Source organism: Chitinophaga sp. 9-1-y (assembly GCF_059511905.2).
Genome location: NZ_CM197955.1, coordinates 2,845,776 through 2,860,542, shown reverse-complemented (window position 1 = coordinate 2,860,542; position 14,767 = coordinate 2,845,776). Strand labels below are relative to the sequence as shown.

Below are 14,767 nucleotides of genomic sequence, written 5' to 3'. Positions count from 1 at the left end.
AACCGGACGTTAGCCCCCAATCGTTACCTTACCTATAAATTGATTATGAATATATTATACTTTTGACCTACTTTTTGTAGGCTATCCCCCTATTATGATAAACAGCTACCTGAAAACAGCCCTTCGCAGCGTTACCAGAAAAAAAACCTTCGCTGTCCTGAATATAGCAGGACTGGCCACTGGTATTGCAGCTGCACTCGTTATTTTTTTGGTAATCCGGTATGAAAACAGTTATGATACTTACCATCATAACGCCGGAAATATTTATCGTATAACCACTGACGTTATAAAGAAAAGTAATGGGGAAGTCGCCGAGCGCCTCAGTAATGTGCCCCCACAATTTGAAGAGCGGATAAAAGCGGATTTTCCCATGCTGGAAAAAACCGCTGCTATTTCCCAACTAATGGGCGGCGCACAGATATACATCCCTGGCACCGGGGGCGCGGTGGAAAAGCGAATCAAGCAACCCGGCATTTTCTTTACCTCTCCCGGACTTTACCGCATTTTTGATTATACCTGGTTAGCCGGCAATGCGGAGGGGCTATCTGCGCCGAACATGGTAGTTATTTCCGCCAGTACTGCCAAAGCTTATTTTGGCGGCATTGACAAAGCGGTAGGCAGCACTATACAGATGTGGTCTTACCGGATACCGCTACAGGTGAGTGGTGTATTTGAAGACCTGCCGACCAACACCGATATGCCAATAAAACTGGGCATTTCCATGGCTACCGTCCGGAAATTATCACCGGATGCTTTTTCGGATCCTACTTTATGGGATCCCACACGTAGCTGGCACAAATGTTTTGTTTTGCTGAAAAACAAAGCGCAGGTGGCTGCTGTTACTGCCGCGCTACCTGCTTTTGTAAACAGGTATTACAAAGATCAGACTACGCAGGCGGTGCAGCTTCACCTCCAACCAGTACAGGCCATGCACCTGGATAAAAACTATCTCAATTTCGTAGCATCTCCACTTTCGTCAAAAGAATTATGGGCGTTAGGCCTGATTGGTATTTTTCTTTTACTGGTGGCCTGTATCAACTTCATCAACCTGGCCACTGCCTTATCGGTGAATCGTGCAAAAGAAATAGGGGTTAGAAAAGTATTGGGTAGCAACCGACTGCAACTGCTTTCTCAATTCCTGATGGAAACGGCGCTGATCACGGTGGTAGCGGTTATCATTGCGGTGACATTGGTGGCGGTGACTTTACCCAACATCAGCACCCTGATCAATATACCATTGTCGCCCACTTTCCTGGTGAAACCAGACGTTTGGATCACTTTGCTACTTTGTACCATCGTCGTTACTTTCCTCTCAGGATTTTATCCGGGCACGGTTGTATCCGGCTTTAACCCTGTGCTGGCGATCAAAAGCAGGATCAACACCAAATCAACCGGGGGCGCCTCTCTACGCCGGGGGTTAGTGGTATTTCAGTTTATGATTGCACAACTGCTGATCATCGGCACACTGGTAGTGGTAAAGCAAATGCAATATGTAAAGCAGCAGTCGATGGGATTCGTCAGAGATGCGGTGGTACTGGTTAACCTGCCGAGTGACAGTACCATGAAATTGAAATACGATTACCTGGTAAACCGTTTGGCAGCCGTACCCGGAGTGCTGGCCACCAGTCTTTGCGCGGATGCACCTTCTTCCGACAGGGACTTTCAACAGGATTTTTATTTCGACAACAGCCCGGTAAAACAACCTTTCCGGATTTCCGCCAAAGCGGTGGACACTGGCTTCTATCCTACTTTTGACATCCAGATGGTGGCAGGCAGAGTGCCGTATGCCAGTGATACTTTACGGGAAATTGTTGTCAATGAAACAACCGTGAAGAAACTGGGACTTGCTTCTCCCGACGCAATCATCGGTAAAACCCTGACCCTGGACAATACGAAATATCCTGTTGTAGGGGTGTTTCATGACTTCAATAACAAATCCCTGCATGAGGCCATTCCTCCCATGTTTATGGGGCCTCAGAAAAATGGCTACGACTATGTGGCCCTGCGTCTGCAACCTGAAAAAATGGTAGCCACATTAAAAACGGTGGAACAAACTTTCACGGGGGTATATCCCTCGTATATGTATGACCTTACTTTCGTGGATCAGCAAATCAGTGATTATTATCAATCTGAAGTGATTACTTCCCGGTTGTTCCAATTATTTGCGGGTATTGCCATCTTCATTTCCTGCCTGGGTTTATATGGGTTGATCTCTTTCATGGTGGTGCATCGTACGCGGGAAGTGGGCATCCGCAAGGTGTTGGGCGCGTCTGTAGCCAGTATCCTGTTATTGTTTTCCCGTGAGTTTATGTTGTTAATTGGCATTGCATTTTTGTTGGCGGCGCCACTCGGCTATTATTTTATGCAGTTATGGCTGTCTGATTTCTACTATCATACAGCTATTGGTGTTGGCATCTTTATAGCAGCGATTGGTTTGTCCGTGTTGATGGCGTGGGCTACGGTGGGTTATAAAACCTGGATGGCAGCCCGTACAAATCCTGTCAACAACCTGAAAGAATAAGTTTTTCTTACAACGTAACGAGCTGGCGGCGCAATGCTTCCAGCACCATACCGGTACGGCTTTGCACGTTGAGTTTATTGAATAATATTTCCCGGTATCCGTCTACTGTTCTTTCTGTCACATTCATTTTAGCTGCAATGGCTTTGTAGGTAAGGTCGCTGCAGGCCAGGCTGAGAAATTCCCGCTCCCGGTCGGTGAGTGTTTGTTTTTGTTCGGATTGCAACAGCAGCCGGCGGTAATTCACGTTAGCGGCATCGTTGTGGTAAGCGCCGGTGCTATATATTTCCTGTAATGCTTTTTCCAGTTCTGTGGGATGAATATCTTTCAGGAGATAGGCACAGCAGCCTGCTTTCAACATTTCGATGATGGTAGCGTCGTTATCTTTCATAGACAGGGCTACGATTTTAACGGTAGGGTATAATTTCAGTACCGCTTCCGTTGTGCGGGCGCCGTCCATAACGGGCATATTAACATCCAGCAGGAGGATATCCGGTGGATTGGGTAGTTGGGCTAATTTATCGATCATTTCTTTGCCATTCATGGCTTCTGCTACAATGTGAAGGCCTTTAAAGCCACTGATCAATAAACTGAGTGATTTGAGGAATAGCTGGTGATCGTCTGCAATGCCTATGTTGATGTTCATAACAATTATTCAAGGGGTAATGTGATCAATACTGCGGTACCACCTGCGGTGGTTACTTCCCAGCGGATATCGCCGCCCAGCAGGTTGGTACGGTGTTGCATGTTACGGATGCCCATCCCGATAGACGACATACTGGCTTTATCAAAACCAGCGCCATCGTCGGCGATGAGCAAAATGAGTTGTTGGCCGGCGGCCCGGATACTGATATCAATTACCTGCGCGCGGGCATGTTTGATACAGTTTTGCATCGCTTCCTGGATGATGCGAAACAGGATTATCTGTGGTTCAGCCTGTAATGGCAGTACTAACAGTTCATGGGTAAATTTTACTTTAATGGCCCTGCTGGAGTTAATCCGGTCCACTTCTGTTTTCAGGTTCTCGATGAGACTGAACTGGTCGAGCCATTGACGGCTGAAAGATTTGGACAGGGCCCGCAGATGCTGAATGGCTGTACTCAGGGTTTCTTCTGCTGTTTGCAGGGTATCAGGTATTTCTGCCATACTCCTTTGGGTAACATTGATCAGGAGTTTGGTGCTACTTAATAGTTGGCCGATATCGTCATGCAGTTCCTGTCCCAGGTGGGCGAAGGCTTGTTCCTGCATTTCAATCTGGGACCACATAAGCTGTTTGTCGTAATCTTCCTTCATTAGTTTAAGCTGATGTAAATAAGCATCCTGCTTCTTTTTATAACTAAACACTGCCGATACAACCACCAGTCCCATGATGGTAATCAACAGTGAAATAAACATCACAGCTACAAAGAGATCCTGTTTGACCGGAAGCATACTACGCCTTTTATCAGCATAATATACAACAGGTAATTGGATATTGAGTTCAACACCGCGAAAAAATGCCTGGCCCTGGTGGTATCATTTTCCAGTAGCAGGTTATAAAACGCATTAACACTAACAGAAGCCGCGAAATAAATAAAAAAAGCAAGGGTTATCCAAAAAATGGGGTGCCGGAATATAGACGCCTCACTCTCAGGGGTTATTGAAAAAAAGGATAAAAGGCACCAGCAAATGACCAGGAAGCTTTCTATGGTGATGTTAATGCCGGGAAAGGCACGCCATCCACCCAATACAAAACTATAGAACAGGGAAACTATTCCGAACACAAAGATGGAAACTCCCATGAGTAACCGCCATCGATAGTCCTTGATTCCTGATCGGAGAATTATAGTAATCAGACTATATTCCAGCACCACGAAAAAGTGATATACAATAAAAAAGCCTAAACCTTCTGTGCCGATCAACTCTACGATTACTTCTGTAACAATAGACACTCCCAGCAGCACGCATAATATCTTCACCTCCCTGTATTGTAAATGAAAGAGGCTCAAAATAAAGCAGGCTACCAGCAGTACATAATAAGCATACACCCATCCGTTCATCGGCACAAAGATTTAAATACTGTTAATATTATGGGAATACAAGATCCAGGTCCGCAGTCGCCAACGGAGAACCCTGTGCTTTCAATAATTCAAATAATTGTCTGAATGGCGGTGGCGGATATTTACCATTACCTCTCTCCTCAATTTTAGGATCACCGGTGGTTGGTAACAGGTTACCGGTAGTAGCTTTATCCAGCAGTGCCGGGTAGCCTACCTGGTTTTGGTTAAGATCCAGTCCTTCCGCAACGAGCGTGATTTTCTCATTTGCCTCCGGTACCGCATAATGGAAACGAACGTATTCACAACCTTCCTGGCTAAGGATACGCAGCAACGATGCTTTACTAAAATCTACAAAGAAATTTCCCTGGAAAGCGGCCAGCAATTCAGGATATTTCATGAGTAGCAGATAGAAATTGTTCAGCATACCGAAATAAGCTGCAACCGTTACAGGCATACCATAGGTTTGCGGATCTCCCGTAAACGGCATGTTGTAGTCCAGTTGTTGGGGAGTAGGATTCAGGTGGCCCTGGCTATTACAACCATAGCCGGCAAGTGACATTTGATCGCTCATTGTTAGGTCAGTTTAGTGGAAACAAATATTTAACTTTTTCCGCATGTCTGATACCGGGAAAAAACCCGGTATAGCAAAAAGCCAAAAGGAGAAAGCAAAAAGCTATTTTCGCGAGTGATCCAATCGAATTTTGTTTCCACTAAAATCATCCGCAAAAATAGCTTTTTGCTTTCTCCTTTCAGCTTTCTGCTACAACTTCAACAACCCCAGCTTATGTAAAGTATTCACCGGCTTATTATCCCAGAAGAGTTCAAAGTCGTCGAGTCCGGCGGCCTCATAGTTGTCTTTTACCTCCTGGAGCGTATAGGTTTTCGGGTTGGCCACTGCCAGCGCCTGCAGCATACCAGTGAGCCATACTCCCTGTGACGGCTGTACGCTGATATTTATTTTTTCTTTTTTACCCTGGAAGGTCAGGGAAGACATTTCCCAAGTTGCCCCTTTCTTTGATTTGGTAATAATTTCCATAGATGGCTGTTTGCCCAGGTATACCACTTTAGACGTTGGCTTCACGGTACCAGCTTCTTCCTCCATCAGGGCAGTGGTGATAAAATCGGGATGCACCGTGGTTTTCGGCACCTTGAATTCAAACCATTTTGACAATGGGTAATCGAAGCAGGCGCCGTGCATATAATTCAACAGCGACTTTTTCAATCCATAACTGAAGGTTTCATGATCCGCGCCGGTGGGATCAATATGCATGATATCGTTATTGGCAAAGGCGCCGGTTTCGTCGGTTTCCTTTTGCACATTGAATTTTGCGGGGTCCAATCCTACCGGGCTATGCGCGGTCATAGTAAACTGGTGCCAAAACGCTGATTGCAGGATGCCGGCCTGGAACATTTGCCGTACCATTTCCAGGGCGTCGATCGTTTCCTGCGCCGTTTGGGTGGGAAACCCGTACATCAGGTATGCATGCACCATAATCCCCGCTTCTGTGAAATGACGATTTACACGGGCCACCTGGGCCACAGTGATCCCCTTCTGTATGAGGGTCAGCAAACGATCAGAAGCCACCTCCAGGCCGCCGGAAACGGCAATACAGCCCGATGCCTTCAGCAACAGGCAGAGGTCACGCGTAAAACTTTTTTCGAAACGGATATTGGTCCACCAGCTCACCGTCAGTTTACGACGGATGATTTCCAGTGCCAACGCCCGCATCAGGGCCGGTGGCGCGGCTTCGTCCACGAAATGGAACCCGTTTTGCCCGGTTTGGGCAATGATGGCTTCCATCCGGTCGCATAACAACGAGGCGGTGATAGGTTCGTAAATCTTTATATAATCCAGTGAAATATCACAGAAGGTACATTTACCCCAGTAGCAGCCATGCGCCATGGTGAGCTTATTCCAGCGACCATCACTCCAGAGGCTGTGCATCGGGTTCACTACTTCAATAGCAGAAATGTATTTATCGAGCAGCAGGTCGCTGTAATCGGGTGTACCCAGTTGCGACTGCTTATAGTCGTGCGTAGCTTTATCGTTGATATAAGTTACTTTCTCTTCGCTGAGCAGGAAAGTGCGTTTCAGCTCTTCGGTGGTTTTCTTTCCTTCGAGGAACAGCAGCAGGTTTTCGATGGGAGCTTCGCCATCATCGAGTGTAATGAAGTCCACGAATTCAAATACGCGGGCATCCGCCAGCGAGCGCAGTTCTGTATTAGGGAAACCTCCCCCCATCGCTATTTTCACGTGTGGATAGTGCTGTTTCACCCACTGGCCGCAGCGCAACGCTGCGTACAGGTTGCCGGGGAAAGGCACCGAAAGAGCTACCATGGCTGGCTGCACCTGTTCCATATGCGTGGCGAGGAGATCTGTTAAAATACGGTCTATATAGGTATACTCCGCCTGCAGGGCTTCGTATAACTCATCAAAGCTATTGGCAGAGCGACTTAAGCGCTCTGCATACCGGCTGAAACCAAAATGCGGGTCCACACAGACCATGATCAGATCCGACAAGTCTTCCAGGTACATGGTAGCCAGGTGTTTGGCTTTGTCCTGCGTACCCATGGAGCCAAAGGCCCAGTTGAGGTCATCCAGCTGCGCAAAACGGGAAGCTTCCGGTAAATAATCGCGTTTACAGATCAGGTGTGCCAGTGTGGGGTTCTTACCCTGTAAGAACAAGATAACGGCATCAATGGTTTGTATATAATCGTCCTGTAGCACCAGCATGCGGGCAATATTGTCCGACGCCGCTACCGGCGGTGTGGCCGCAATATGCGCAAACAGCTGTTCCAATCCCTGTTTTGAAAATAAACGCAAGGTTACTTCAATACCCAGATCCGCCTGGAAAGAGGGAATGCCTTTGGTGTTCAGAAAACCCTTCAGGTAGGCCGTGGCCGGATAAGGCGTATTCAATTGTGTAAATGGCGGCGTTATTAAAAAAACAGAATTGCTCAAAGCGCGAGGTTTAAACCGCAAATTTAGGACAATTTTTGTTGAGCTTAAAGCATAAAGCAAAAAGCACAAAGCTATTATAGCGATTGATCGAAGCGGATTTTGTCTTTTTCAGGATTAGACTGATTATCCTGATTTTTATTTTTTTGATTTAAAAAGATGAAAGACAATATTAGCGGATGTCTACTTCGAATTATTATCTTATTTAAATTCCTAAAATATAATCATCACAATCAGTCTAATCCTGAAAAAGACAAAATCCGCTTCGATCAATCGCGAAAATAGCTTTGTGCTTTTTGCCTTATGCTTCCTGCTTTTCAGAATAGTCTACAAAATTTATAGACTTTTATTTGGTGATAACAAAACTCCCTATTATCTTTGTTTCACCACCACTGATAAAAGCCACCACTCCATCAGTATTCACCACCAGTTTTAATAGTAACACCGCTTAGTCGCCCCACCAGGACCGGCCCCGACTTGCATTGTTCAACCAATAAAATACCATCATGAAAACGCATAAGCATTTCTTTTTAACCAGCCTGCTGGTGGCAGGATTATTCGGCCAGCATACATTTGCCGCCCCTAAAAAACCATTTGTAAAACAAGGTATCTGGCGTGGTGTATTCACGCTCAGCGAATCCCAGGTGCCTTTTAATTTTGAATTAAAAGGAAAAGATCCTGAACATGCTGTATTTACGCTGATCAACGGCACCCGGCGCGATAACTTCCATGTACAACGCCTGGGCAACGATTCCTTATTCATTAAAATGAACACTTATGACGCCGCACTGGTGGCTCATATAGAGTCTGACGGGAAAATTTCCGGCGAATACAGGAGCCTGGTTCCCAACTTCCGGGGCAACGCCTTACCATTTACGGCGGAACACGGGCAAACTTACCGCTTTGCCGAACCGGGTACTGAAGCTGCTCCTACCTTTGATATCAGTGGTAAATGGGAGCTGAAAATAGCCGCCAAAGAACCTACCCCTAACCGTATTGGCTTATTGAAACAAGAAGGTAATAAGCTCACCGGCGTGATTATGTCCGTAGTGGGCGACAGCCGCGAGCTGGAAGGCAGTGTACACGGGGATGAATTTGAATTATCCGGCTTTACCGGTCCCAGTCCCATCTACATAAAAGGAAAAATAAATGATGATAAATCTATTACCGGTGAAATCAGCCTGGGCATTTACAATAACATCCGCTTTGATGCAGATAAAAATGCAGCAGCAGAACTCCCGGATCCCTACAAGCTCACTTACCTGAAAGAAGGTTACAAAAAACTGGACTTCACCCTCCCCGACCTTACCGGTAAAAATGTATCGTTGAGTGATGAGAAGTATAAAGGGAAAGTAGTGATTGTAGAAATCATTGGTACCTGGTGCCCTAACTGTACCGATCAGACGTCTTTCCTTTCTCCCTGGTATAATCAAAACAAAGACCGTGGCGTAGAAGCCATTGCTATTGGGTTTGAGCAGAAAGATGACCTGGAATATGCCAAGTATACATTGGGTAAGTTAAAAGAGAAATACAACATACAATATGATATTCTTTTTGGTGGCATTGCTGATAAGAAAGTGGCATCGGAGAAATTACCAGCACTCAACCGCATGATGGCCTTCCCGACAACGATTATTATAGACCGTAAAGGGGAAGTAAGGCAGATACATACTGGTTATACCGGGGAAATCACCGGCCAGTATTACAAAGACTATGTGGCCAAATGGAATCATGACCTGGACGAGTTGATTGCAGAAAAATAACTTTAACATTTATTTCCGGATCTCGTAAACATTCATCGGCCGGTCCGCCTTAAATTAGCACCAAATTTAAACACACACATATATGCAACGATTAGCATCTCTGTTCTTTATTGGAGGATCTATCTTTTTAATGTCTTTCACAACACCTGCGACTGTCAACAAAGGAGAAAAACCAGCCAAATCTGCTACTGCCCGCAAAGCCACCGTTTTCCAGGTAGATGCGAAAGAAAGCAAACTGAACTGGACCGGCAAAAAAGTAACCGGACAACACCAGGGCACTATCAATGTTGCCGACGGTAAACTGGAAGTAGACAACAACGTACTGAAAGGCGGCACCTTTTCCCTGGATACCCGTAGCATTTTAGTAACGGATATCAAAGATGAAGGCGGCAATGCCAAATTACTCGGCCACCTGAAAAGTGAAGATTTCTTTGCAGTAGAGAAATTCCCTACGGCTACCTTTGCCACTACCAGCGTTACTTCCAAAGGCGGCGGTAACTACGAAGTAACCGGCAATCTCACTATCAAGGGCATCACCAACCCGGTTACCTTCCCTGCTACTGTAACAGTGGCCGGCAATAAGCTCACTGCAAAAGCAGCTATTAAAGTGGATCGTACCAAATACAATATTAAATACGGTTCCAAAAGCTTCTTTGAAGGCATCGGCGACAAAGCCATCTATGATGATTTTGACCTGGACGTAGTGCTCGTGGCAGCTGCCAAATAAATCATTCATTATTTTACTACCCCATTAATAATTCCTGGGGAGCATGGGCACTCCCGCCCATGTTCCCGGGAATGCCAATCCACCTTTCTTTTTACAGCCTCCTTACAGCAACGCGAACTTTTACCAACCAATTTTTTGCAACCCCCATGTTGCTACCGGGCACCATATGCCCTCCATAATTTTTACCACCATGAAGCGTAGAAAAATGATATTCATTTTACCGGGCATGCTATGTGCAGGCATACTCATCGCGGGGTTCAATATCAGCCCCCGGTCTGCCGATCCGCCCAGTAAGGCCCAGTTAGGAGAGCAGCTTTTTTTTGACCCGTTGTTGTCGAAAGATCGCAGTATCAGCTGCGCATCCTGTCACATTCCGCAATTCGGATTTGCGGATACCCTCACCTTCAGCATCGGGATTCATCATACCCCCACCAAAAGAAATACGCCGGGTATCACCAACCTCTCCGGACGCCCTAACTTTTTCTGGGATGGCAGAGCCGCTTCCCTGGAGGATCAGGCGCTACAACCCATTGCAAATCCGGATGAAATGGGGCTGCCTGTGGAAGAAGCCGTACAACGACTAAATGAACATGAGCGTTACCGGCTTTATTTTCAGCAGGTGTTTAACAGTTTGCCAACGGCTAAAAATTTATCACAGGCGCTGGCCGCTTATGAACGCACGCTGGAAACGGCTAACAGCCCCTATGACCGGTACATCGCCGGGAATGACAGCGCCCTAACGCCGTCGGCTATACGTGGTCGCATGCTGTTTATTGGTAAAGCCAATTGTAATAATTGTCATTCGGGAGAAGATTTTACGGCAGACCGCTTCAAAAACATCGGTCTTTATAACGGGACTACCCTGAAAGATGCCGGTCGTTTTGAAGCTACGAAAGACAGTGCCCATCAGGGTTTCTTCAAGGTACCCAGTTTGCGGAATGTAGCCGTTACTGCGCCCTATATGCATAACGGCATGTTTAAAACGCTGAAAGAAGTGATCGCCTATTACAATGAACCCGACAGCATTGTACATGATGGCATCCACCGGGATTTATCACTGAACAAACCACTGCACCTGAGCAAAGACGAGATGACGGACCTCGAAAATTTCCTGGTCGCACTAACAGATGACCGCTTTAAAGTAGCGCATCACTAACTATAAAAATCAACCAACGCATGAAAAAAATTATACTGCCGGTTTTATCCCCCCTGTTGCTGTTTTCCGCGACGTCGACGGCACAGCAAAAACATCTCACGGACACTACCAAACAACTGGGAGAAATACAGATTGTAGGCTCCCGCAGTGCCAATCGCACCAAACTGAACTCGCCGGTGCCGGTAGATATCATTGATATTAAATCGCTGCAGGAAGCCGCTCCACAAACCAGCATTACACAGTTGCTGCAGTATGTGTCGCCTTCCTTCCATTCGGTTAATGGCACCAACGCCGGTGATGCCGGTTCCGCACTCAGCCTGGCACAGTTGAAAGGCCTGGGCGTAGATCAGTTGCTGGTACTGGTAAACGGCAAACGCCGGCACAAAAGTTCCAACGTCAACTGGGGCGGGCTGGGCAATGGCGCCACCGGGTACGACCTGAATGCTATACCTGCCGGCGCCATAGAGCGCATCGAAATATTGCGTGACGGCGCCGCTGCACAATATGGCTCCGATGCCATTGCCGGTGTGATCAACATTGTACTGAAAAAACAAGCGTCCAATGTAATTGTGGGTACCACCGGCAGTATCCGGCGCAGAGGCGATGGCGCTGCCACCCGCTCCAACATCAACTATGGCGTTAAAATAGGCTCCCGCGGCGGCTACCTCAATGCCACCGCTGAATTTGCCACACAAGCCATTTCGCGGCAACCCGGCCGCGACGATGCCGGATTATACAACGGTCCCATTTATGGCGGCGGCGCCAACACCCGCGGCTACGACAACATATACACGAAAGAAATAGACGACGCCATCCTGAAAAGCCGGGGCATAGACCGGCACTTCTTTGATCAACGAGGCGGAGGTTCCAACAAAGCTAAAGACGCCCTGCTATTTTTTAATACAGCCATTCCCGTTAGTGAGCACGCGGAGGTGTATGCATTCGGTGGTATTAGTCACCGGAACTCGCAATTCACCGCGGTATACCGGCTTCCCGGCTGGACGGAACGCAACAACACCTCCCTGTATCCGGATGGCTTTCTTCCCGCCATGGATAATAGTATCACTGACAAATCCATTGCCATAGGCCTGAAAACCCACGCAGGTGAATGGAGCCTCGATATCTCCAATGTATATGGCAGAAATGATTTCGGTAACGTCATCAGTAATTCGCTGAATGCCAGTTTAGGCGCTAAAAGCCCTACCTCCTTTGACGCAGGTAAATACAATGCCTCCCAGAACACGGCCAGCCTGGATGTGAGCCGCTACTTTACCACCGTGCTGAAAGGCCTCAACGTAGCCTTTGGTGCGCAATACCGCACCGAAACCTACCAGATCATTGCCGGGGAAGAAGCGTCTTACAGCAAAGCCGATTTGCGCCCGGTATATAAAGTAGATACCAGTGTAAATGGTGTACCGTATTTAACGGACGGGGGACTCATTGCGTTGAATGGGCTGTCGCCCGGATCACAGATCCACGCGGGGTTCCGGCCGTCCAATGAAGTGAATGTGAGTCGTGCTATTGTAGCAGGTTACGTAGACCTGGAACTCAACATCACCGACAAATGGTTACTATCCGGCGCTTTACGCGCAGAAAACTTTTCTGACTTTGGCAATGTCACCACCGGTAAAATAGCCACGCGGTATAGCTTTGCGCCATGGCTGAGTATCCGCGGTTCAGCGAATAGTGGCTTCCGTGCACCAGACCTGGCGCAATTCTATTATACGGAAACGTCTACCAGCTTCCAGCAGGGACGTGCTATTGACCAGGTCACTGCTTCCAACAAGAATGCCGCCACCAGGGCGCTTGGTATTCCGTCACTAACGCCTGAAAGATCTACGGGATATACCGCCGGCATTACTTCCCAGCCGGCAGCAAACGTGGAATTGAGTGTAGACGCTTATCTCATCGATATTAAAAACCGGGTGGGCAATACCGGCAACTTCTCTGCCACCGATCTGAACCTGCCGGCAGATGTAAGGGCATTGCTGCTGGCCACCGGCACCACGCAGGCGAAATTTTTCTACAACGCCTTCAGCACCCGCACGCAGGGTATCGAATTTACCGGCAGCTACAAAATACCGCTACAGCGCAGCACCCTGCAACTCCTGGCGGGTGGCAACTTTGTCAAAAATGAAGTAACGGCGGTGAATACCCCTAAAGGATTGGAGCAATACAAAAATGTTATTTTCAGCGAATCAGAAAAGGCGCGGGTAACCACTAATATTCCGCAACAAAAGATAACGTTACAGGCTATACTCAATACCGGCCGGTTTAACTTCCTGGCAAGAACTATTTACTTTGGTTCGGTGACCACCGCGTCTGCCCTGAATGCGAATTTCCCCAAGCCGGATTATTACTTCCAGGAGCTACGTCCTATCTGGGTAACCGATTTCTCTGTGGGTTATCGCATCACCAAAGCAGTGCAGGTAACTGCCGGCGTGAATAATGCGTTCAATGTATTGGGTGATTATACCGATGTGGCTATTTCCGGCCTGCGAAATCCTTCTATTGTAGGTATCCAGAATGGTAGTGCAGGCATACAACCTTTTGTACGGTTATACGCGCGTTTTTAATCTTTCAAATCTTTTCTCATGAAAAACAAGCTTTCTTTTATCCTGGGCAGCTTCACCATACTGGCTTTCAGCGCCTGCAGCAAAACAGATTACCTGGACGTTAATGCGGGCGACCGGCCCCCTTTATCAGCGAATATACGTTTCGTGAACGCGCGTACACAACCAGCGGACATACAGTTCTGGACCTTTACACAGAAGGTAACCACAACCGGCATCGTTCCCGGCACTGCCTCTCCTTATGTGGCCACTACTTTCGGGAATGTACAGATTAATTTTACAGAAGGCAGTGGCACGGCCTACAAAGCTTCCCGGCAGTTTGGCAATAGTGCCGGCTACAGTGCTACCGGAGGTCCTAACGGTCCTATTGCCGGATACTACCATACTGTGTTCGCCGCCCCTGCAAAAAATGATGCGAGCAAAGACACCCTGATACTGTTTTATGATGACCTCTCCGCCCCTCCTGCCGGTAAAGCCAAGCTACGCTTTGTACACCTGGCGGCCGGCATCGGCGGCGTGAGCCTGAAAATCCAACAAGCGGGAACGGAAACCACGCTTTATAACAATATCCCCTATGGTGCGGCAGGCGGCAGCAACTTACAGGGGGCTGCTTACGACAGCGCACCATTCACTAACGTAAATGCAGGTACGATTTCTTTATTGGTGCGTACAGGGGAAGGCGCCACGACTGTAGCTATACAACAACAGGGACTTAGTAATCTATCGCTGGAAGCGGGGAAAATTTATACCGTGTTTATACGAAGCGATGCCAAGGGGCAGGTGTATGCGGGAGTGGTGGCGCTTTGAGGAAGAGCGGCGTAGAGCCAAAAGCTATCAGAGCGGATTTTGTCTTTGTGCAGGATTAGACTGATTATACTGATTTTGTATTTTTAGGATTAAGAAAGATGTGGGGAGAAAACAGCGGATATACCCACTGAAATCTTCTTTTATCTTCTAAAATCATAAAATACAAAATCAGTATAATCAGTCTAATCCTGCACAAAGACAAAATCCGCTCTGATAGCTTTCTGC

11 protein-coding genes are annotated in these 14,767 nt (G+C 47.4%); 6 read left to right on the top strand and 5 right to left on the bottom strand.

The window, feature by feature from the left end; all coding sequences use genetic code 11:
- Positions 1-94: 94 nt before the first annotated feature.
- Positions 95-2,521 (top strand): ABC transporter permease, encoded by a 2,427-nt coding sequence (locus AC5ZC7_RS11225; RefSeq protein ID WP_496159198.1) that lies wholly within the window; start codon positions 95-97, stop codon positions 2,519-2,521.
- A gap of 7 nt (positions 2,522-2,528) precedes the next feature.
- Here the strand turns inward: AC5ZC7_RS11225 and AC5ZC7_RS11220 are convergent, their stop codons facing one another.
- The 5 genes from AC5ZC7_RS11220 to AC5ZC7_RS11200 all read right to left on the bottom strand — a co-directional run bounded on the left by AC5ZC7_RS11220 (position 2,529) and on the right by AC5ZC7_RS11200 (position 7,519).
- A complete protein-coding gene (locus AC5ZC7_RS11220; RefSeq protein ID WP_496159199.1) occupies positions 2,529-3,164 on the bottom strand; it encodes a response regulator in 636 nt (211 codons plus the stop codon).
- A 5-nt stretch (positions 3,165-3,169) separates the two neighbouring features.
- On the bottom strand, positions 3,170-3,949 hold the full coding sequence (locus AC5ZC7_RS11215) for an ATP-binding protein (protein ID WP_496159200.1): 780 nt from the start codon (positions 3,947-3,949) through the stop codon (positions 3,170-3,172).
- Entirely contained in the window at positions 3,919-4,557 is a 639-nt protein-coding gene (locus AC5ZC7_RS11210) for a hypothetical protein (protein WP_496159201.1), read from the bottom strand. The genes AC5ZC7_RS11215 and AC5ZC7_RS11210 overlap by 31 nt, the downstream gene beginning before the upstream one ends.
- Before the next feature lie 28 nt (positions 4,558-4,585).
- Positions 4,586-5,128 (bottom strand): hypothetical protein, encoded by a 543-nt coding sequence (locus AC5ZC7_RS11205; RefSeq protein ID WP_496159202.1) that lies wholly within the window; start codon positions 5,126-5,128, stop codon positions 4,586-4,588.
- Positions 5,129-5,317: 189 nt separating this feature from the next.
- The gene (locus AC5ZC7_RS11200) at positions 5,318-7,519 is read right to left on the bottom strand and encodes a radical SAM protein (RefSeq protein ID WP_496159203.1); all 2,202 of its coding nucleotides are present in this window, start codon (positions 7,517-7,519) and stop codon (positions 5,318-5,320) included.
- A 503-nt stretch (positions 7,520-8,022) separates the two neighbouring features.
- Here AC5ZC7_RS11200 and AC5ZC7_RS11195 point away from each other — a divergent pair.
- The 5 genes from AC5ZC7_RS11195 (at position 8,023) to AC5ZC7_RS11175 (ending at position 14,542) form a co-directional block, all read left to right on the top strand.
- Positions 8,023-9,279 (top strand): redoxin domain-containing protein, encoded by a 1,257-nt coding sequence (locus AC5ZC7_RS11195; RefSeq protein ID WP_496159205.1) that lies wholly within the window; start codon positions 8,023-8,025, stop codon positions 9,277-9,279.
- An 82-nt stretch (positions 9,280-9,361) separates the two neighbouring features.
- Entirely contained in the window at positions 9,362-10,006 is a 645-nt protein-coding gene (locus AC5ZC7_RS11190) for a YceI family protein (protein ID WP_496159206.1), read from the top strand.
- A gap of 190 nt (positions 10,007-10,196) precedes the next feature.
- Positions 10,197-11,162 carry a cytochrome c peroxidase gene (locus AC5ZC7_RS11185; RefSeq protein WP_496159207.1) on the top strand — a complete coding sequence of 322 codons (966 nt, stop codon included), beginning with the start codon at positions 10,197-10,199 and terminating at the stop codon, positions 11,160-11,162.
- Between the two features lie 20 nt (positions 11,163-11,182).
- Positions 11,183-13,738, top strand: coding sequence for a TonB-dependent receptor domain-containing protein (locus AC5ZC7_RS11180; RefSeq protein WP_496159208.1), 2,556 nt, complete (start codon positions 11,183-11,185; stop codon positions 13,736-13,738).
- Positions 13,739-13,756: 18 nt separating this feature from the next.
- Positions 13,757-14,542: a DUF4397 domain-containing protein gene (locus AC5ZC7_RS11175; protein WP_496159209.1), complete on the top strand. Its 786-nt coding sequence runs from the start codon at positions 13,757-13,759 to the stop codon at positions 14,540-14,542.
- The last annotated feature ends 225 nt before the right edge of the window (positions 14,543-14,767 follow it).

Coding starts and splice junctions, on each gene's coding strand:
- AC5ZC7_RS11225 (WP_496159198.1), top strand. CDS start 95: ATGATAAACAGCTACCTGAAAACAGCCCTTCGCAGCGTTACCAGAAAA.
- AC5ZC7_RS11220 (WP_496159199.1), bottom strand. CDS start 3,164: ATGAACATCAACATAGGCATTGCAGACGATCACCAGCTATTCCTCAAA.
- AC5ZC7_RS11215 (WP_496159200.1), bottom strand. CDS start 3,949: ATGCTTCCGGTCAAACAGGATCTCTTTGTAGCTGTGATGTTTATTTCA.
- AC5ZC7_RS11210 (WP_496159201.1), bottom strand. CDS start 4,557: ATGAACGGATGGGTGTATGCTTATTATGTACTGCTGGTAGCCTGCTTT.
- AC5ZC7_RS11205 (WP_496159202.1), bottom strand. CDS start 5,128: ATGAGCGATCAAATGTCACTTGCCGGCTATGGTTGTAATAGCCAGGGC.
- AC5ZC7_RS11195 (WP_496159205.1), top strand. CDS start 8,023: ATGAAAACGCATAAGCATTTCTTTTTAACCAGCCTGCTGGTGGCAGGA.
- AC5ZC7_RS11190 (WP_496159206.1), top strand. CDS start 9,362: ATGCAACGATTAGCATCTCTGTTCTTTATTGGAGGATCTATCTTTTTA.
- AC5ZC7_RS11185 (WP_496159207.1), top strand. CDS start 10,197: ATGAAGCGTAGAAAAATGATATTCATTTTACCGGGCATGCTATGTGCA.
- AC5ZC7_RS11180 (WP_496159208.1), top strand. CDS start 11,183: ATGAAAAAAATTATACTGCCGGTTTTATCCCCCCTGTTGCTGTTTTCC.
- AC5ZC7_RS11175 (WP_496159209.1), top strand. CDS start 13,757: ATGAAAAACAAGCTTTCTTTTATCCTGGGCAGCTTCACCATACTGGCT.